At 67.3% G+C, this 17,296-nt stretch carries 16 protein-coding genes; 2 read left to right on the top strand and 14 right to left on the bottom strand.

The features are described 5' to 3' along the window. Nucleotide 1: 1 nt before the first annotated feature. The 7 genes from Q9235_RS20670 to Q9235_RS20640 all read right to left on the bottom strand — a co-directional run bounded on the left by Q9235_RS20670 (nt 2) and on the right by Q9235_RS20640 (nt 8,543). Entirely contained in the window at nt 2-1,093 is a 1,092-nt protein-coding gene (locus Q9235_RS20670; protein ID WP_306223692.1) for an ABC transporter ATP-binding protein, read from the bottom strand. Further along, nucleotides 1,081-2,793 (bottom strand): ABC transporter permease, encoded by a 1,713-nt coding sequence (locus tag Q9235_RS20665; RefSeq protein ID WP_306223691.1) that lies wholly within the window; start codon nt 2,791-2,793, stop codon nt 1,081-1,083. The genes Q9235_RS20670 and Q9235_RS20665 overlap by 13 nt, the downstream gene beginning before the upstream one ends. 17 nt (nt 2,794-2,810) lie before the next feature. Next, nucleotides 2,811-3,818 carry an ABC transporter substrate-binding protein gene (locus Q9235_RS20660; protein ID WP_306223690.1) on the bottom strand — a complete coding sequence of 336 codons (1,008 nt, stop codon included), beginning with the start codon at nt 3,816-3,818 and terminating at the stop codon, nt 2,811-2,813. 118 nt (nt 3,819-3,936) lie between these two features. Continuing rightward, nucleotides 3,937-5,172, bottom strand: coding sequence for a dihydrolipoamide acetyltransferase family protein (locus tag Q9235_RS20655; RefSeq protein ID WP_306223689.1), 1,236 nt, complete (start codon nt 5,170-5,172; stop codon nt 3,937-3,939). Beyond that, the gene (locus Q9235_RS20650; RefSeq protein WP_306223688.1) at nt 5,172-6,194 is read right to left on the bottom strand and encodes an alpha-ketoacid dehydrogenase subunit beta; all 1,023 of its coding nucleotides are present in this window, start codon (nt 6,192-6,194) and stop codon (nt 5,172-5,174) included. The genes Q9235_RS20655 and Q9235_RS20650 overlap by 1 nt, the downstream gene beginning before the upstream one ends. After that, nucleotides 6,184-7,185 (bottom strand): thiamine pyrophosphate-dependent dehydrogenase E1 component subunit alpha, encoded by a 1,002-nt coding sequence (locus tag Q9235_RS20645; RefSeq protein ID WP_306223687.1) that lies wholly within the window; start codon nt 7,183-7,185, stop codon nt 6,184-6,186. Before Q9235_RS20645 ends, Q9235_RS20650 begins: the two co-directional genes overlap by 11 nt. Beyond that, nucleotides 7,182-8,543, bottom strand: coding sequence for an NAD(P)H-dependent oxidoreductase (locus tag Q9235_RS20640; protein ID WP_306223686.1), 1,362 nt, complete (start codon nt 8,541-8,543; stop codon nt 7,182-7,184). Before Q9235_RS20640 ends, Q9235_RS20645 begins: the two co-directional genes overlap by 4 nt. A 115-nt stretch (nt 8,544-8,658) precedes the next feature. On the opposite strand from Q9235_RS20640, the gene Q9235_RS20635 reads away from it, so the two are divergent. Both Q9235_RS20635 and Q9235_RS20630 read left to right on the top strand, forming a co-directional pair. After that, on the top strand, nt 8,659-9,720 hold the full coding sequence (locus tag Q9235_RS20635) for a sugar-binding transcriptional regulator (protein ID WP_306223685.1): 1,062 nt from the start codon (nt 8,659-8,661) through the stop codon (nt 9,718-9,720). After that, complete coding sequence (locus Q9235_RS20630) at nt 9,710-10,066, top strand: hypothetical protein (protein WP_306223684.1); 357 nt, start codon at nt 9,710-9,712, stop codon at nt 10,064-10,066. Before Q9235_RS20635 ends, Q9235_RS20630 begins: the two co-directional genes overlap by 11 nt. A gap of 262 nt (nt 10,067-10,328) precedes the next feature. Here the strand turns inward: Q9235_RS20630 and Q9235_RS20625 are convergent, their stop codons facing one another. The 7 genes from Q9235_RS20625 to Q9235_RS20595 all read right to left on the bottom strand — a co-directional run bounded on the left by Q9235_RS20625 (nt 10,329) and on the right by Q9235_RS20595 (nt 17,286). Continuing rightward, nucleotides 10,329-10,850, bottom strand: a complete 522-nt coding sequence (locus tag Q9235_RS20625; protein WP_306223683.1) for a hypothetical protein — start codon at nt 10,848-10,850, stop codon at nt 10,329-10,331. 11 nt (nt 10,851-10,861) lie between these two features. Continuing rightward, entirely contained in the window at nt 10,862-11,791 is a 930-nt protein-coding gene (locus Q9235_RS20620) for a nucleoside hydrolase (protein ID WP_306223682.1), read from the bottom strand. 1 nt (nt 11,792) lies between these two features. Further along, entirely contained in the window at nt 11,793-12,557 is a 765-nt protein-coding gene (locus Q9235_RS20615) for an ATP-binding cassette domain-containing protein (protein ID WP_306223681.1), read from the bottom strand. A 73-nt stretch (nt 12,558-12,630) separates the two neighbouring features. Next, complete coding sequence (locus Q9235_RS20610) at nt 12,631-13,551, bottom strand: sugar ABC transporter substrate-binding protein (protein WP_306223680.1); 921 nt, start codon at nt 13,549-13,551, stop codon at nt 12,631-12,633. A 62-nt stretch (nt 13,552-13,613) separates the two neighbouring features. Continuing rightward, nucleotides 13,614-14,570, bottom strand: coding sequence for an ABC transporter permease (locus tag Q9235_RS20605; protein WP_306223679.1), 957 nt, complete (start codon nt 14,568-14,570; stop codon nt 13,614-13,616). A gap of 69 nt (nt 14,571-14,639) precedes the next feature. Beyond that, nucleotides 14,640-16,157: a xylulokinase gene (locus Q9235_RS20600; RefSeq protein WP_306223678.1), complete on the bottom strand. Its 1,518-nt coding sequence runs from the start codon at nt 16,155-16,157 to the stop codon at nt 14,640-14,642. 118 nt (nt 16,158-16,275) lie between these two features. Continuing rightward, nucleotides 16,276-17,286 carry a Gfo/Idh/MocA family protein gene (locus Q9235_RS20595; protein WP_306223677.1) on the bottom strand — a complete coding sequence of 337 codons (1,011 nt, stop codon included), beginning with the start codon at nt 17,284-17,286 and terminating at the stop codon, nt 16,276-16,278. Nucleotides 17,287-17,296: the final 10 nt, after the last annotated feature.

Genomic DNA, 17,296 nt, shown 5'->3' with positions numbered 1-17,296 from the left:
CTCACGCAGCCTTGTCCAGGGGGATGCTCTCCGGGATGACCCAGCCGTCGGTGATGGCGATGCGGATCGTCTCCCCGGCCTGGGCTGGAGCGGGCTCGGCCGCGTCGAGATGCAGGACGATGTCCTGGTTGTTGGCGGGCCGCGCCTCCATGCGGAAGAAGCCACCCTGATAGGACAGGCGCTCGACCGTGGCCGGGAGGCCTTCCTGCCCGGTTGAGGCGATACCGATATCGCGGGCGCGCAGGCAGAGTTTTGCCTGGCCGGTAACGGCTTGGTCGGGCCGGCAGCGCACCATCGCCTCGACGCCGAGCACGCTGACCTTGCAATGGCCAGCTTGAGGCGCGGTGAGGATCGTTGCCGGCAGCACCATGCCTTCGCCGATGAAGCCGGCGACGGTCACGTTGGCGGGTTCGCGATAGAGCAGCGAGGGCGTCGCAAGCTGGAGCAGGCGACCGCGATCCATCACGGCGATGCGATCGGCCAGCGCCATGGCCTCGGCCTGGTCATGGGTGATGTAGACCATGGTCGTGCCGGTGCGCTCGTGGAAGCGCGAGAACTCCTCCTCCATCGAGGCGCGCAGATGGACATCGAGATTGGCGAGCGGCTCGTCGAGCAGCACCAGCGAAGGCTCGGTGACAAGGCAGCGGGCGAGCGCGACGCGCTGGCGCTGGCCGCCGGAGAGCAGGCCGGGCCGGCGTTCCGCAAAACCGTTCAGCCCGACGAGGTCGAGCGCCGCGGCGACGCGCTTGGCCCGTTCGGGGTCACGCACGCCGGCGACGGTGAGTCCATAGGCGACGTTCTCCGCCACCGTCATATGCGGCCAGAGCGCATAGGACTGGAAGACGATACCGAGCTTGCGATGCTCGGGCGGAATATGGGTTTCGGCCGAGGAGACGAGCCGGTCGCCGATGCTGATCCGGCCGCCGTCGAGCTTGTCGAAGCCCGCGATCTGGCGCAGCAGCGTGGTCTTGCCGCAACCGGAGGGGCCGAGCACGGCCAGGAACTCGCCGTCCTCGACCGCGATCGAGACGTCGTCGAGCGCGAGATAGGAGCCGAAGCGCTTCTGCGCGCGGTCGATGGTCAGTCGCGCCACGGCAGGACTCCCTGGGGCAGTTTCTGGGCGAAGAGGGTCGTCGATGCCATCAGGCCGATCGTGACGAGCACGGTCACGGCGGCCAGCGCCGAGGCATAGGTGGAATCGCCGCCCTGCTCGAAGGAGAAGACGACGACGCCCAGCGTTTCCGCGCCTGACGACCAGAGCAGGGCCGAGACGGTGAGCTCGTTGAAGGCGGTGAGGAAGACCAGGAGCGCGCCCGCCACGGCCGCCGGCGCGACCAACGGAAAGATGATGGTGACGAGCCGGCGCGGCAGGCCGGCTCCCGCGATCTGGGCGGCCTCCTCCAGGGTGCGGTCGATCTGGAGGTAGCCGCTGATGACGGGGCGCAGGCCCAGCACCAGGAAGCGGGCGAGATAGGCGAAGACGATGATCCAGATCGTGTTGTAGAGCGAGACGTTCAGCACCGGCAGCGGCTTGAGGAAGAGCAGGATCGCGGCGATGGCGAGCACGACGCCCGGCATGGCGTAGGGCAGTTCGGCCGCGAGATTGAGCAGGCGCAGGGCGCGGGATTTCTTCCAGACGATGAAATAGCCGAGCGGCACGCAGATCAGCACGATCAGGGTCGCCGCGCCCGCCGACATCAGGAAGGAATTGACGAAGGCGCGCTTCGAGGCGGCGTGCTCGAACAGCACATAGGCGTAGTTGGCGAGCGTCGCGGTCTTCGCGTTGAGCGGCACGCCGAAGGCGGGGATCAGCGAGGTCGAGAGCAGGCCGAGGAACGGCATGGCGAGCACGAGGATCGCGAAGCTCCACAAGCCGATCTCGACCGGCCGGCGCCAGCGGCCGAGTTCGAAGGGGCGTGCGGCGCTCGAGGTCGTGGTGATCCGGAAATCGCGGCGGCGCAGCATCAGGTCCTGCAGGAGGATGCCGGCCATCGCGATCACGCCGATCAGCAGGGAGAGGATCGCGACCTCGGAGAGCACGCCGGGGCCGAGGCCCGCGAGGCGCTGGTAGATCAGCGTCGGCAGGACCAGGAAATTGCCGGGAATGCCGAGGAATGCCGGAATGCCGAAATTGCCGAGACTGGAGACGAAGCAAAGCGCAATGCCGGCGACGAGCGGCGGCGTCATCAGCGGCAGGACGACTGTGCGCAGGACCGTGAACGGGCTCGCACCGGCGGCGAGGCCGGCCTCGATCAGCTCCTTCGGCAGGGCGCGCAGGCCCGCGCGCAGGGTCAGGAAGACCAGAGGCGCATATTGCAGGCCGAGCAGCAGGATGATGCCTTCGCGCGAATAGAGCGGGTTGCGGCTGCCGAGCGGCGGCGCCATGCCGATGAGCTTGAGCAGCGTGCTCGACGGGCCGAAGAGCTGGAGCCAGGCGAGCGCCGTGACCTGCGGCGCGATCATCAGCGGCAGGACGAAGCAGAAGGTGAAGGCGTTGCGGGCGCGGATATCGGTCAGCGTCGCCAGCAGTGCCACCGTGCCACCGATCAACGTCGCGAGGATCGTACCGGCAATGGCGGTGGTGAGGCTGTTCCAGGTCGCCGTCCAGGTCGCCGGGCTTGCCATGACCTTGCCGAGCGCCGTCGCCGAGAGCTGGCCGCCGGGGGCGAGGCCCTCGACGATCAGGCGCCCGATCGGCAGCAGCGACAGCAGCGCGACGAGGCCGACGAGCCCCCAGAGGAGGCCCGTCTCCTCGACGCGCGTGCGCAGCGTCGCGGGATCGGCGAGGGACATGCGCACTGCGTCCGGGCTCAGTTGCCGAACATCGTGGCGAAGCGAGCCTTGTCGGCCTCGGTCGCCTTGACCACGGCCGCGATATCGGAGGCCATGACGTTGATCTTGGTGCCTTCCGGCAGCCAGGCGGGCGAGCCAATGCCGGGCTTGGCGGGGATATAGCCCATGGCGAGCGCGAGCTTCTGGCCGTCATCGGAGAGGATGAAGTCGACGAAGGCTTTTGCGGCGGCCTCGTTCTTCGTGGTCTTCACGATCGCGACGGGCTCGGTCACCGCAGGCGCGCCTTCCTTCGGGAAGACGAACTCGATCGGCGAGCCCTGCTTCTTGGCGTTGAAGGCCATGAAGTCGACCAGAACGCCATAGGCCTTCTCGCCGGTCGCGACGGATTTCAAGACGGCGCCGTTGCCGCGCACGGCGACGGCCTCGTTGGCCTTCAGCCCCTCGAACAGCTTCCAGCCGAGATCGGGGCGCGCCGTCATGGTCGAGAGCATGATCGCGGCCGCGCCGGAATAGAGCGGGCTCGGCATCGAGATCTGGCCCTTGTAGGCGGGCTTGTCGAGATCGGTCCAGGAGGACGGCTTCTCCTTGGCGCCGGTGTTGTAGGCGATGCCGGTGGTGATCAGCTTCGAGCCGAAATAGGTCTTGTCGGCGTCGAAGGAGCCGGGCTGGAGGCCGTCGGTCCTGGCGCCGGGATAGGCGAGGAGCTGCTTCTGGCCCTTCAGGATTTCCATGCTCGCGGCATCGGCGATCAGGAGGACATCGGCACCGGGCTGACCCGCCGAAATTTCGGCGGCGAGCTTGCCCATCACCTCGGTCGTGCCGGAGCGGAAGATCTCGATCTCGACATTGGGATAGGCCTTCTTGAAGGCGGCGGTGGTCTGCGCCGCGTCCTTCTCGGGCTGGGAGGTGTAGAGCACCAGCTTGCCCGAGGGAACCTGTGCGAGGGCGGGTGCGGCGGCGAGCAGGGCGGCCGCGGCGGTCATCATCAGGCCGTGTCGCGTGAAGCGGCGTCGTGTCAGGGTCATGATCTCGTCTCCTCCGTTGTCGCGATGCCAACCTTTACGCCAGATGCGCCGGTCGATCTTCGTGTCAGTTCGTTTCCTGCCGATCATCCGCGCTGCGGCGACCGGCTGCCATCTTCCTTCACAGAAGCAGCTCGGGATTTTCAAGGGCCTCGCGCAGATCGGCCATGAATCTGGCCGCCGCGACGCCGTCGACGATGCGGTGATCCGAGGACAGCGTGAAATTCGCCATCGGCCTGAGCACGATCTGGCCATTGCGCCCGACCGGCTTGTCGACGGTGCGGCCGACGGCGAGGATCGCGCCCTGCGGCGGATTGATGATCGCGGTGAACGAGTCGACGCCGTACATGCCGAGATTGGAGATGGTGAAGGTGCCGCCGCCGAGTTCGGCCGGGGTCAGCGTGCGCTTGGCCATGCCCTCGCGCAATCTGGCGAATTCGCGGGTCATGGCCGGCATGTCCATGCCGCCGGCATCGCGCAGCACGGGCACGACGAGGTCGCCGTCGCGCTCCATGGCAATGCCGATATCGATACGCTCATGGAAGCGGGTCGCCTCACCTTCGACGGATGCGTTGATGACCGGGTGGTCGCGCAGGGCGCGGGCGACGATGCGGGCAATCAGCACGGTGAGGCTGGGCTTCGGCGCGCCGATGCGCTCGTGACGTTTGGCGAGGCGCCCGAGCAGGTCGCGCGCGGCGCTCATCTCGATCTCGGAGGTGAGATAGAAATGCGGCGCGGTGCGCATGCTCTCGGAGAGCCGGTTCGCGACGATGCGACGGATCGCTGAGAAGGGTTGCAGGCGACCTTCGGAAACATTCGTTGAAAGAGTCGGCGCGGGGCGCGCGTCCTGTGCCGGAGTGCAGCGAGGCCGTTGTTCCAGATGGCGTGTCACATCCGCTTCGCCGATGCGTCCGCGTGGGCCGGTGCCGGTCACGGTCTTCAGGTCGAGCGCGTTCTGGCGGGCGATGCGGCGGGCGAGCGGGGTGGCGCGCAGCCCTGACGAAGTGGGAGCAGCCGCCATCACTGGAGCGACCTGCGCCTCTGCTTTCGGAAGCGATGTGGCAGCCGCCACGGTAGCCGCAGCGGCTGCCGGCTCGGACGGCGTGGTGGCGGCCTCACCGTCGAGGTAGATCCACGCAACGGGGGTTCCGACCGAGATCGGCACGCCGGTCTCAGCCTTGATGTTCCGGATCGCGCCGCTGGCGGGGGCCTCGACCTCCATCACGGCCTTGTTGGTGCCGATCTCGAAGATGGTGTCGCCCTGGCGGACCAGATCGCCTTCCTTGACATGCCAGGCCTCGATCGTGCCCGTCTCCATGTCCATGTCGACCTTGGGAAGGATGACCTCGATGGGCATCAGGCTTCCCCGCGGCGGACGAGGTTGGTGGCGGCGGTGACGATGTCGTCCTCCTGCGGGACGGCCGCCTTCTCCAGCACAGGGTTGTAGGGGATCGGCGCATCGGCGCCGCCGAGCCGGATGATCGGCGCGTCGAGGAAATCGAAGACCTCGCTCTCGGCGATCATCGCCGAAATCTCGGCACCGATGCCCATGGTTTTCACGCCCTCGTAGACGACGAGCAGGCGATGCGTCTTGCGCACGCTCTCGGCGATGGTGGTGAAGTCGATCGGGCGGATCGAGCGCAGGTCGATCACTTCGGCCGAGATGCCTTCGCTGGCCAGACGCTCGGCGGCGGCCTCCGCCTTGAGGGCCATGATCGAGGAGCCGACGATGGTGAGGTCCGTGCCCTCGCGGCGGATCGCGGCCTTGCCGATCGGAACGCGATAGGCCTCGGCGGGAACGTGGCCCTTGGTCTTGTAGAGCAGCTTATGCTCGAAGATCAGGACGGGGTTGGGATCGTCGATCGCGGCGAGCAGCATGCCCTTGGCGTCATGCGGTGTGCTCGGCTGGAGAACCTTGAGGCCCGGCACATGGGCGAACCAGGCTTCCAGGCTCTGGCTGTGCTGGGCGGCCGCACCCGTACCTGAACCGCCGGGCAAGCGCACCACCATCGGCACACTCGCCTTGCCGCCGAACATGAAGCGGATCTTGGCCGCCTGATTGACGAGCTGCTCCATCGCGAGCGTGACGAAATCCGAGAACTGGATCTCCAGCACCGGGCGCATGCCGGTGATGGCCGCGCCGACCGCTGCCCCGGCGATACCGAGCTCGCTGATCGGCGTGTCGATGACCCGCTCCTTGCCGAAGCGGTGGACGAGATCACCGGAGACGCCGAAGGCGCCGCCATAGACGCCGACATCCTCCCCGAACAGGAAGACGCGCTCGTCTGCCTCCATGGCCTGAGCGAGCGCCTCGCGCACGGCCTCGGCATAGGAGAGCTCGCGGATCTCGCTCACGGCTTCGAGCGTGTCAGAGGGCATAGACGTCACGGGTCAGGTCTTTCGGATCGGGGTCCGGGCAGGCGCGGGCGAATTCGACGGCGGCGTCGATGTCGCGCTGGGCGTCCTCTTCGAGCTTCATCAGCGCGGCAGCGTCGAAGCGGTCATGCGCCTTGAGCTCGTCCTCCAGCCGCCGGATCGGGTCCTGGTTGCGCCATTCCTCGATCTCCTCCTTGGAGCGGTAGAGGTTCCGGTCGCTCTTGGAATGGCCGCGCCAGCGATAGGTCTTGCACTCGATCAGCGAGGGGCCTTCGCCGGAGCGGGCACGCGCGATCGCGACCTTCGCGACGGCCGCGACGCCGGCAAGGTCGTTACCATCGAGGCAATGGCCGGGCATGCCGTAGGCGCTCGCGCGGTCGGCGACGTTCGGCACCGCCATGGCGCGGCCGATATCCATCGACATGCCGTATTTGTTGTTCTCGCAGACGAAGACGACCGGTAGCTTCCAGATCGAGGCCATGTTGAGCGCCTCGTGGAAGGCGCCCTCGTTCGAGGCGCCGTCGCCGAAGAAGACCATGCAGACCCGGCCGTTCTTCTGGGCCTTGATGCTCATACCGACGCCGACCGCGATCGGCAGGCCGCCGCCGACGATGCCGTTGGCGCCGAGATTGCCGCCCTCGACATCGGCGATATGCATCGAGCCGCCGCGGCCCTTGCAGTAGCCGGTCTCCTTGCCGAAGAACTCGGCGAACATCAGCCTGGGCTCGGCGCCGCGGGCAATGCAGTGGCCATGGCCGCGATGGGTCGAGAGGATGTAGTCGTGCGCTTCGAGCGGCAGCGTCGTGCCGACGGCGCTGGCTTCCTGGCCGATCGACAGATGCATCGTGCCGTGGATCAGGCCGCGCATATAGCTCGCCTCGGCCGCCTCCTCGAACTTGCGGATCAGGTGCATCCGGGTCAGCGCCTGCGCCACCGTCGCGTCGTCGAGCGCGGCGAGTTCCGGCCGCTGGTTCGGCTTCTGGTCAGCGCTCATGAATGGGCTCCGGTGGTCAGCGCGGCGATCATCGCGTCCTGGGCGCGGCGCACTTCGACGATCTTCAATCGCTCGTCGGGCGTGGCGTCGGACAGCGTGATGAGTTCGCCCTTGCGGACGGGCCGCGTCATGGTCGCGCCCTGGGCGAGGCCGATCGGCAGCGCCTTGCGCGCCTGGGCATCGGCGCGGGAGAGGGCGAAGCCGCGATAGCCGTATTCGCCGATGGCATCGAGCGTCTCGCCGGCCGCGAGATCGCGCTTGGCGACGCAGCCGACTTCCGAGGTCGGCACCGGCAGCGGGCGCATATGGCTCTGGTTGAAGATGACGGCGGCGGCGGCCGAGAGCGGCACTTCCAGGCTCGTCAGGTGATAGGGCCGGAAGAAGGAATAATAGGGGCCGGGGCCGAGATGCAGGTCGCTCATCCGCTCGCGGACGCGGGGATGGCGCATCTCGGTGATGGCGAAGACGCCGGGCGCGACGCCCTTTGCCACCGAGAAATCGACGATGCCCTTCCGGGAGAGCAGGCCGCCTTCCTCCTTCGGGCAGAAATAGTTCTGGAGTTCGTCCTTGGGAGCGGCCGGGCCGTGCATGCCGGGGATATCCGGCACGAAGCCGCAGGCATTGGCGATGGCGACCATCTCGACCATCGTCTTCGAGCCGTCGACGAACTCGACGAGCATGCGGGGATTCATGTTCCGGCGCGTGGCTTCCTCGACATAATCGGCCGGTACGGCGTCGATGCGGAACGGGTTGTTCTTGCCCTTGCCGGCAGCGACCACCGGATAGCCCATGGCGCGGACGAAATTGATCAGCTCCATCGCGGCGGCGGGCTCGTCGCCGGCGCCGAGCGTGTAGACGACGCCGGCCTTGGCCGCCTCGACCGCGAGATAGGAGCCGATGGTGATGTCGGCCTCGACATTCATCATCACGATATGCTTGCGCGCGGCGATGGCCGTCAGCGCGACGCGCGAGCCGGCTTCGGGATTGCCGGTGGCGTCAATGATGACGTCAACGTTGGGCGAGCGGCAGATCAGGTCGAGCGAGGTCGTGGCGGCGATGCGGCGCTTGCGTCTGCTGGCATCGAGCCCGGCCTCGTCTCTGACGTTGTCGACATCGCCCTTGCGCCCGGCAAGCGCGGCAGCCTCGGCGACGCGATCCGGTGCGATATCGGCGACGGCGGCGATCTCGATGCCGGTCATCTGCGAGATCTGGACGACGATGTCGGTGCCCATCTGGCCGGCGCCGATCAGGCCGACGCGGACCGGCTTGCCGGCCCTGGCGCGCAATTCGAGGGCTTCGGCCAGGGACAGACCGGCGACGGGCGCGCCCAAAGGCGGCTGCGGCTGGATCGCGGCCATCGTCGATATCACTCCCTAGGACATATGTTCTTATGTAGGAACAAAAGAACATGTCATTCGTCCTGTCAAGCGCACAGATGTTCAAACGGGTTGCCTTGGACCGTGGGATGCGGTGATGCTGGCGGAAGCGCCCGAGACGGCGCGGCAGGGAGCGCTCGTGGAAGACGCATTCGGAGCAGGGCTGGTTCAGGGTGAGATGCCGGTGGCGGAGGCGAAGGTCCGCGCCGCCTGGCTCTATTATGTCGAGGGCCTGACCCAGGAGCAGATCGCCGAGGCGCTCGGCCTGAGCCGGATCAAGGTGATCCGCATGCTGGCGGCGGCGCGCAGCGAGGGGCTCGTCAAGATCAGAATCGATGCGCGCTCGGCCCGGCAGGCGGGGCTTGAACGTGGGCTCGTCACGGCTTTTGGCCTGAAGGAGGCGGTGGTCGTACCGGCGGCGCGCGATGCGGCCAGCGTCTCGGCGCTGGTCGGCTATGCCGCCGGCTTGTGGCTCTCCGACAAGCTCACCGACAACATGTCGCTGGCAGTCGGCTGGGGGCAGACCCTGCATCTGGCGCTCCGGGGCATGCAGCCGCGCCAGGTCGAGGCGATGTCGGTGGTGTCCCTGCTCGGTGGCCTCACCCATTCGCGCAGCATCAATCCCTCGGCGGTGGCGCGCCGCGTCGCCGACATGTTCGGTGCCGACTGCTTCCAGCTAACTGCGCCGGTCTTCGTCTCGAATGCCGAGATCCGCGATGCGCTCTGGCGCGAGCCGACCCTGCGGGACCTGCTCGACCGGGCACGCGCAGCCGATGTCGCGCTGGTGAGCGTCGGCGATCTGGTGCCGGACTCGACGCTGTTCCGCGAGGGGCTCTTGCCGCAATCGGATCTGGCCGGCTTGAGGAAGGCCGGGGCGGTCGGCGACCTCGTCTGCCATTTCATCGATGCCGAGGGCGAGCTGGTGGACCATCCGGTGAACCGGCGTATCATGGCGGTAAGCCCGGCCGATCTCAGGGGCATCGGCCTTGTCGCGATTGCGGCCGGCGGCGCCCATAAGGAACACGCGATCCGCGCGGCCTTGCGGGCGAGTGCCGCGAAGGTGCTGATAACCGATGAAGGCGCTGCCGAGGCCCTGCTGGCCGGTAGCGGGAAACAGGCGGCAGAGGGAGCCGAACCGGAGAGACGCCATGGCCAATAATTTCGAGCAGTTCGCGCGCAACTCCCTGCAGTTCCGGCCCTCCGACATCCGCCTCATGCTGGAGCGGGTGCATTCCCATGTCGTGAAGCCGCGCATGTCGGCCGAGGAATTGCTTGAGGTGGTGCAGGGCCTCGGCTTCGAGACGGTCGAGGCTTTCGGCGACCAGATCGGGCTGGAGCGTCGTACCTCCGAAAGCTGGGCGCGCTATGGATTGTCGCGCGATGCGGCGCAGTTGCTGCTGGCGCTGCTCAACTATCGCCAGCGCCTGCTCGACGCGATGGACGATTTCGAGAAGACGACCCAGATCCCGCTGGACGGCTTTTTCGAGAACCAGCGGCTGCCGTAACGCTCTTCGAGCTGCGTGAGGTTATCGCTGGTCATCCCGGGCGGAGCGCAGCGGAGACCCGGGATCCATTCCCGAACCTCCAACGGAAGCGCTCCGGNGCTCTTCGAGCTGCGTGAGGTTATCGCTGGTCATCCCGGGCGGAGCGCAGCGGAGACCCGGGATCCATTCCCGAACCTCCAACGGAAGCGCTCCGGAATGGATCCCGGATCGGCGCCGCTTCGCGGCTTGTCCGGGATGACGGCGTGTTGCTCTTACAAACGGCTCAGCGGCAGAAGTCGGCGCAGCCGGCTTCCCAAAATGCTTTGCCGGATTCAAGCGTCAGCACGGACGGGCGCGGCTTGCGGCCGGGCAGGTCGGCGGGGACGGGCTTGACCTGCTCCCACCAGCCATGGGCGCATTGCGAGCGGAAGGCCATCTGGTCGGAGATCGAGGTTCCCTCCTGCTCCAGCACGGTGTCGAGCGTTGCGCAGGCTTCCTGCAGGCGAATGTCATGCGCATCGCTCGAATCATTGGCGTAATCGTGGAAGGCCTCGGTGAAGGCCTCCATCTCGCGCGCGATATGCGGCCAGTCGCTGCGGCCGAGATTCCAGGCGTCCATCCATTCGCCCACGACGGTCTCGACGGCCTCGGCCTTCGGCTTGTCTTTCACCTTGCGAGCCGTGGTCAGCATGTGACGCATCAGTTCGGCGCGGGCATGGGCGTGGCGGGCACGCAAAGCCGCTTCCTGCATCTGCGCAATGGCTTCCGCCGCTTCCTGCTGCAGCGCTTCGACGAAATGCGGCATGGTCTGATCTCTCAAGGCAACGTGGCGAGGCGTTCGATCATCCGCTCGAACAGGTCATGGGCCTTCACGGTCGCGACGACATGGGCGTTGGGCTCGCGTCTGAGGCGGCCGTTCCAGTCGATCGTGGTGCGCCCGCGCAAGGGGCCGTCGCCGGTCTCGATGGCGACGAAGCAGTCGCGGCCCTCGAACAATTCCGGCCAGAGCAGGTAGGCGATGACGCAGGGGTCGTGCATCGGGTGGCCGTTCGAGCCGAGCCCGCCGGGGCGCGGGCGCGTCAGCATGCCGTGAACGGCTTTTCCCGTGGCGGTGCCGAGCGCGCCGATGCGGGCGACCTGATCATGGCTGGCGATGGCCTGCAGCGTGACGCCGAGGCCGAACATCACGATAGGCCGGCCGGAATCGAACACGACCGCTGCAGCATGCGGATCGACATAGGTGTTGAATTCGGCGGCGGGCGTCATGTTGCCGATGCCGATGGCGCCGCCCATCAGGATGATACGCTTCACCTTGGGCAGGATGTCGGGCGCCAGCCGGAACGCGAGCGCCAGATTGGTCAGCGGCCCGAGCGGGCAGAGCGTGATGCCATCCGCGGGAGCCGCACGGCAGATGTCGATGATCGCCTGCACGGCATGGCCGGGTGCTGCCTCGCTCCTCGGCTGGGGCAGACCGGCACCGGCGAGCCCGTCGGGGCCGCAGACGAACTCAGCGGTTTCCAGCGCGAAGACCAGTGGGCCTTCGGCGCCGCGATGGAGAGGGATGTCGCCACGGCCGGCGAGATCGCGAATGCGCAGGGCATTCACTGTCGTCTGCGCGACAGGGACATTGCCGGCGACGGTGGTGATCGCCCTGAGATCGATCCGCCCGGCGCTGGCGAAGGCGAGGAGCAGGGCGACGGCATCGTCCTGGCCGGGATCGGTATCGATGATGATGGTCTCACGCATCTCAGGCCGCCCTGGCGTTGCCGGCCATGATCAGATGGGCGATGTCGTCGGCGCCGAGGTCGCCGAGTGGTCGGTCGACATATTTGCGGCCGGCGCCCATGATCACGACGCGATCGGCCAGCGCGACCACGTCGCGCATGTTGTGGCTGATCAGGATGACGGTGCGCCCGTCGGCCTTGAGCTTGCGGATGAGGTCTAGAACCAGCGCGCTTTCCTTGACGCCGAGCGCGGCGGTGGGTTCATCCATGATGATGATCTCGGCGTTCCAGCGCAGCGCGCGCGAGATCGCGACGGCCTGGCGCTGGCCGCCGGAGAGGCGTTCGACCGGGCGCGTCATGTCGGTGACGGCGGCCGAGAGCTGCGCGAGATAGCGCTGAGATTCCGCGATCATCTTCTTCTTGTCGAGGATGCGCAGGAAGGGCAGCAGCACGGGCTTGGTCAATTCCGAGCCCATGAAGACGTTCTGGGCGATGGAGAGACGCGAGGCGAGCGCCAGATCCTGGTAGATCGTCGCGACGCCGTTCTCCAGCGCGTCATGCGGCGAGGCGAAGGTGACCGGCTTGCCGCGCAGGCTGATCGTTCCGCTCGTCGCCTCCTCGGCGCCGGAAATGACCTTGATCAGGCTCGACTTGCCGGCGCCGTTGTCGCCGCAGAGCGCCACGACCTCGCCCTTGAAGATGTCGAGATCGACATCGCGCACGGCGACGACAGGGCCATAGGCCTTGCCGATGCCGCGCAGCGAGAGGAGGGGGGTGGGATCGGTCATGGTCTGTCCGGGAATTGGCAGCCGCAAGGTTCCGCCACGCCCGGGGCAGGCCCGGGCATGACGGTTGCTGTCCTCACTTCTTGAGGAACTGCTGGACGTTGTTCTTGTCGACCAGCACGGCTTCCGTGAAGAGATAGGGACCCGAGGTGATGCTCTCCTTCGGCTTCTTCTCGACGACGATCGCCTGGATCGCGTCGACCGCCTGCTTGCCCATCTCGTCGAAGGGCACCGCGACGGTCGCCATGAAGGTCGAGTTCGGGTCGGCGATGCGCTCATAGCTTTCCTTGCCGCCATCGACCGAGACCAGCGGGATCTGGCCCTTCTTCACGCCCTGAGCCTGCAGCAGGTCGTCGATGATATAGGCCTGGCCATCGAACGAGGCCCAGATGCCGTTGATCTTGCCCTGGTTCTGCAGGAGCAGCGCCTGCATGCCGGCGCGGACGTCGTCGCGCCAGCTCTGGGTGCGGGCCATCGAGAACTTGCCGAGCTCCTTCACCGCCTGGTTCTCGGCGAGGACGGCGTCGAGCAGGCGGCCGCGGATTCGCGAGGCGACGTTGAGGTCGAAGCGGGCAGAGACGATGTTGCCCTGATAGCCAAGCTGGCCCAGCAGGTAGAGCGCGGCATCGGCGCCGACCTTGTACTCGTTGGTCTGGATGTCGAAGAGCGCATGCGGGCTCGAACCCGACTGCACGGTGATGACCGGGATCTTGGCATCCTTCGCCGCCTTGAACTGGGCATCGGCCTCGACCGGCTTACCCATGGCGATGATGATCGCATCGACCTTCTTGGCGATCAGCGCGTCGAACTGCTCGGCATGCTTGGGCAGCGCGCCTTCCGAGTTCAGCAGCGTGACGTTCCAGCCCTTGGCCTTGGCGGCCGCCGCCGCGGCATTGGCGACGCGGGCATGCGTCTCCGAGGTGAACTGGAACCCGATGATGCCGAGCTCGAAGGCTCCGGCCGATTGGCTGAGCGCGATGAGCGCCGCGGCGGCCATCAGTATTTTCCTGAAACCGAACATGAAACCCACTCCCCTCATTCTGTTTGTCGTTGTCGAAATCAGACCTTGAACGCCGCCTTCTTCATCGCGCTGGCCGAGAAGGCGACAGAGCCGATGATGATCGCGCCGAGCACGATGTCCTGGATGTAATAGGGCGCGCCCATCAGCACCAAGCCGTTGCCGAGCACCTTGAGTACGAGTGCCGCAAAGACCGTGCCGGGGATGTTGGGTTTGCCCGGCTCGAACATGGTCATCCCCAGCAGGACGGCGGCGATGGCATAGAGCAGGTAGTCGCCGGCCATGTTCGGCGCGGCCGAGGACAGGTTGGCGGCGAGCAGCATGGCCATCAGGCCAGCGAAGACGCCCGAGAGCAAGAGTCCGATGCGCTTCATCCGGGCGGTGGCGATGCCGGCGAGCCGCGCCGCCTCGTCCGCCTCGCCGGTCGCGACCATATGGGCGCCGGTCCGCGTCCATTTGACGAGCCCGTAGGCGAAGAGCGTGGCGCCGGCCATCCAGAGCACGAGATTGGGGATGCCGAAGGTGTACCCGCGGGCAAGCCCGGTGAAGCCGACCGGCCAGCGCCCGACGAAGGCGACGCCCTGCGTAATCATGAAGGCGAAGCCCTTGGCGATCGCCGCAGTGCCGAGCGTCATGATCAGCGAGGGAATGCGCAGCACGGTGACGCCGTAGCCGTTCAGCGTGCCCAGCACGATGCCGACACCGATGGCGGCCGAGACCGCGACGGCCGGCGGATACTGCGCATGGACGAGCCAGCCGCAGACGACCGCCGCGAGGCTCGCCATCTCCGCGACGGAAAGGTCGAGCTCTGCGACGGTGAAGGCCAGCGCGAAGCCGAGCGCGAGGATGGCGAGGAAGCTCGTATCCTTCAGCACGTTGATGATGTTCATCGTGCTGGCGAAATTCGGGGCGAAGATCAGGAAGAACAGGATCAGCGCGAGGCCGGCGAGCGCCGTGCCGTAGCGTCCGATCAGTTCGCGCGGGTCGATGCGGCCCAAGCTCAGCTTTCCTTCTTCGCCATCATACGCGCCGGCGTCAGTCCTCGAATCGTCGGCATGACCAGTCCTTTACGTCGCGCTTGCCAGGTTGGCGAGGCCGGGCAACGCGGCGGTGTTCTGCGCCAGCGCCACGAGATCGGCCGAGATCGGCGCGAGTGCCGCCTCGCTCTGCCGATAGAGGGCATAGAGCGCGTTATAGGCCGGCAGGCGCGCCGGGTCGGGTTCGTAGCGCCGGGCGATCGTGACAAGCGCGCCCTGCGCGGCTTCCAGCGACGTGAAACGGCCAAGGCCCGTCCAGGCGATGATCGCGGCGCCGAGCAGGCCGGGTTCCCTGGCCGTGCCGACCGCGATGGGACGGCCGCAGATATCGGCCTTGACCTGTGCCCAGACGGGGTTGGCGGCGGCGCCGCCGCCGAAACGGATCTCGTCGACGCGGCTGCCGAGCGCGCCTTCCGCTCGTTCCAGCACGAGCCGGTTCTGGCAGGCGACGCCTTCGAGCACGGCATAGGCGAGGTCGGTCGGGCCGTGCTGGCGGCCGAGCCCGATGAAGGCGCCGCGCAGGTTCGGGTCCCAATAAGGCACGCGCTCGCCCTGCAGATAGGGCAGGAAGATCAGCGGCTGCGGATGGCGTGGGCCGGCGAGCAGGCGCTCGATGGTGTCGCCGACGGGGCCATTGCCGCCGAGCAGGCCGGCGAGCCAGGCAGCGGTGTCGGCGCCGTTCTGGCTGGGGCCGCCGAGATGCCAGAGGCCGCGCCAGTCGACGGAGATCAGCCCCTCGGCTTCCGCCTGCTCGGGGCCGAGCACGCCGAGCACCTCGGTGGTGCCGGAGATGTTGTAGGCATAGCCCGGTCGCAGCGCGCCGAGCCCCGCGACCGCTGCCCAGGTGTCGTTGCAGCCGCAGAAGACGGGGATGCCGGCGAGCTTGTCGAAGGGTGCGGGCAGATCGGATTGAACGGAGGCGACGATCTCGGTGGGCTCGAGGATGGCCGGGATCACGCTTGCCGACAGGTCGATGGCATCAAGTCCCGAGCGGCCATTGGCGCTGTCGGTGCAGGCGATCAGGCGTGCCAGCGAGACCGGGTCGCTTGCCTGTCGGCCGGTCAGCCGGAAGTTCAGATAATCCTTGGGCTCCAGCACACAGGTTAGCGCGCGGACGTTCTCCGGCTCGGCCTCGGTCAGCCAGGCGAGGCGCGCGAGCGGGTGGAAGGCATTGATGCGGGGGGCCTCGGGATGATCGGCCAGTTCTTTGCGCAAGCGGGCGGCGGTGCCGTCCGAGCGCGCATCCTTCCAGGTCATGGCCGGACGCAGTTCCTGACCATTCCGGTCGAGGAAAACCTGGGTCCGGGTCACGCCGCAGATCGCGATGCCCTGGATGCTCGCGAACAGCTCCGGCGCCTGTTCGGCGAGTTTGCCGGTGGCTTCGAGCAATAGCGCCCACCAAGCCTGTGCTGACACTTCCGAGCGGTCGAGATGGTCGTTCAGGAGGGGGCCGGGGACAGCATGCTCTGCTCTCGTCACACCATGCCCATCGATCAGCGCGGCGCGGAAGCTGCTGCCACCGAGATCGCAGGCGAGGACCATGCTCATCGTCCAGCCCTGACCGAGGCGAGACGATGATCGGGCGGAAGAGCGGATTTCACGAGGCAACCTTCAGGCATCGACCCTTGGAGCGTCATAAATCGCCTGCGAGTCAAGGACCGCCCATTCAGGCGCTGCGCTTGGCAGCCTTCAAGATATCGTCGACCAGCCTTTGCGAGGCCAGCGCTTCCTCTCCGGTGACGACCGGGTCGCGGCCCTGCTCGATCGCATCGAGGAAATCGGCGATGACGGCGCGGTGCGCGTCATGCGGGAAATCCATGATGTTGGCGCCGCTGCCGGTCGAGCCCTCGGCCTCGACGATCTCCTCGCGCCCGTCGAGATAGGCGAGGCGCAGGCGACCGCCGATCAGGGCGGCAAAGCCCTTGGTGCCGGTGATCTCGATGCGTTCGGGATAGCCGGGATAGGCGGCCGTGGTCGTCACCAGTGTGGCGGGGGCGCCGTTGCCGGTTTCCAGCAGGGCCGAGACGTAGTCCTCGGTCTCCATGCGGTGGAGAGCCGTGGTGCGGGCCTGCGCCGCGACGACCTTGGAAACCCCGACGAGCGAGCGGAACAGGTCGAGCGAATGGATCGCCTGCGTCAGCAACACGCCGCCGCCGTCGCGGGCCAGCGTGCCTCGGCCGGGCTCGTCGTAATAGCTCTGCGGGCGCCACCACGGCACGGAGAGGAAGGCGGCTTCGATCGTGCCGAGCTCGCCGGAATCGAGGGCGGCTTTGAGGCGCAGGCTTGCCGGGCGGAAGCGATGCTGAAGCGTCACGCCGAAGGTCTTGGCCGTCCGGCGGGCGGTATCGACGAGGCGCTGGCCGCGTTCACTGGTCAGCTCCAGCGGCTTCTCGGCGAGAACATGTTTGCCGGCTTCAAGGCACAAGGCGGAAACGTCGAGATGGCTCGATGGCGGCGTCAGTACGATGCACGCGTCCACCGCAGGATCAGCCAGTACGGCATCGAGATCGGTCGTGGTCGGGAAGGGGAACTGTGCGGCATAGGCCTTGGCCCGGTCCGGCGTGCGGCTGACCGCCCATCGCGTCTCGGCGCGATCGGCGAGGTCGAGCAGGCTCTTCGAATGCGGCAGGGAGGCGGGGCCGAGCCCGATCACGGCGATGCCGAGCTTGCGTGTCATGATGGGAGTT

Origin of the sequence: Bosea beijingensis, from assembly GCF_030758975.1 — a bacterium.
Classification (GTDB): Bacteria; Pseudomonadota; Alphaproteobacteria; order Rhizobiales; family Beijerinckiaceae; genus Allobosea; species Allobosea beijingensis.
This window is presented reverse-complemented; position numbering and strand designations above follow the sequence as displayed.

Coding starts and splice junctions, on each gene's coding strand:
- Q9235_RS20650 (WP_306223688.1), bottom strand. CDS start 6,194: ATGCCCTCTGACACGCTCGAAGCCGTGAGCGAGATCCGCGAGCTCTCC.
- Q9235_RS20665 (WP_306223691.1), bottom strand. CDS start 2,793: ATGTCCCTCGCCGATCCCGCGACGCTGCGCACGCGCGTCGAGGAGACG.
- Q9235_RS20610 (WP_306223680.1), bottom strand. CDS start 13,551: ATGGCCGCCGCGGCGCTCATCGCGCTCAGCCAATCGGCCGGAGCCTTC.
- Q9235_RS20640 (WP_306223686.1), bottom strand. CDS start 8,543: ATGGCCGCGATCCAGCCGCAGCCGCCTTTGGGCGCGCCCGTCGCCGGT.
- Q9235_RS20635 (WP_306223685.1), top strand. CDS start 8,659: ATGCTGGCGGAAGCGCCCGAGACGGCGCGGCAGGGAGCGCTCGTGGAA.
- Q9235_RS20660 (WP_306223690.1), bottom strand. CDS start 3,818: ATGACCCTGACACGACGCCGCTTCACGCGACACGGCCTGATGATGACC.
- Q9235_RS20625 (WP_306223683.1), bottom strand. CDS start 10,850: ATGCCGCATTTCGTCGAAGCGCTGCAGCAGGAAGCGGCGGAAGCCATT.
- Q9235_RS20600 (WP_306223678.1), bottom strand. CDS start 16,157: ATGAGCATGGTCCTCGCCTGCGATCTCGGTGGCAGCAGCTTCCGCGCC.
- Q9235_RS20630 (WP_306223684.1), top strand. CDS start 9,710: ATGGCCAATAATTTCGAGCAGTTCGCGCGCAACTCCCTGCAGTTCCGG.
- Q9235_RS20645 (WP_306223687.1), bottom strand. CDS start 7,185: ATGAGCGCTGACCAGAAGCCGAACCAGCGGCCGGAACTCGCCGCGCTC.
- Q9235_RS20615 (WP_306223681.1), bottom strand. CDS start 12,557: ATGACCGATCCCACCCCCCTCCTCTCGCTGCGCGGCATCGGCAAGGCC.
- Q9235_RS20620 (WP_306223682.1), bottom strand. CDS start 11,791: ATGCGTGAGACCATCATCATCGATACCGATCCCGGCCAGGACGATGCC.
- Q9235_RS20595 (WP_306223677.1), bottom strand. CDS start 17,286: ATGACACGCAAGCTCGGCATCGCCGTGATCGGGCTCGGCCCCGCCTCC.
- Q9235_RS20655 (WP_306223689.1), bottom strand. CDS start 5,172: ATGCCCATCGAGGTCATCCTTCCCAAGGTCGACATGGACATGGAGACG.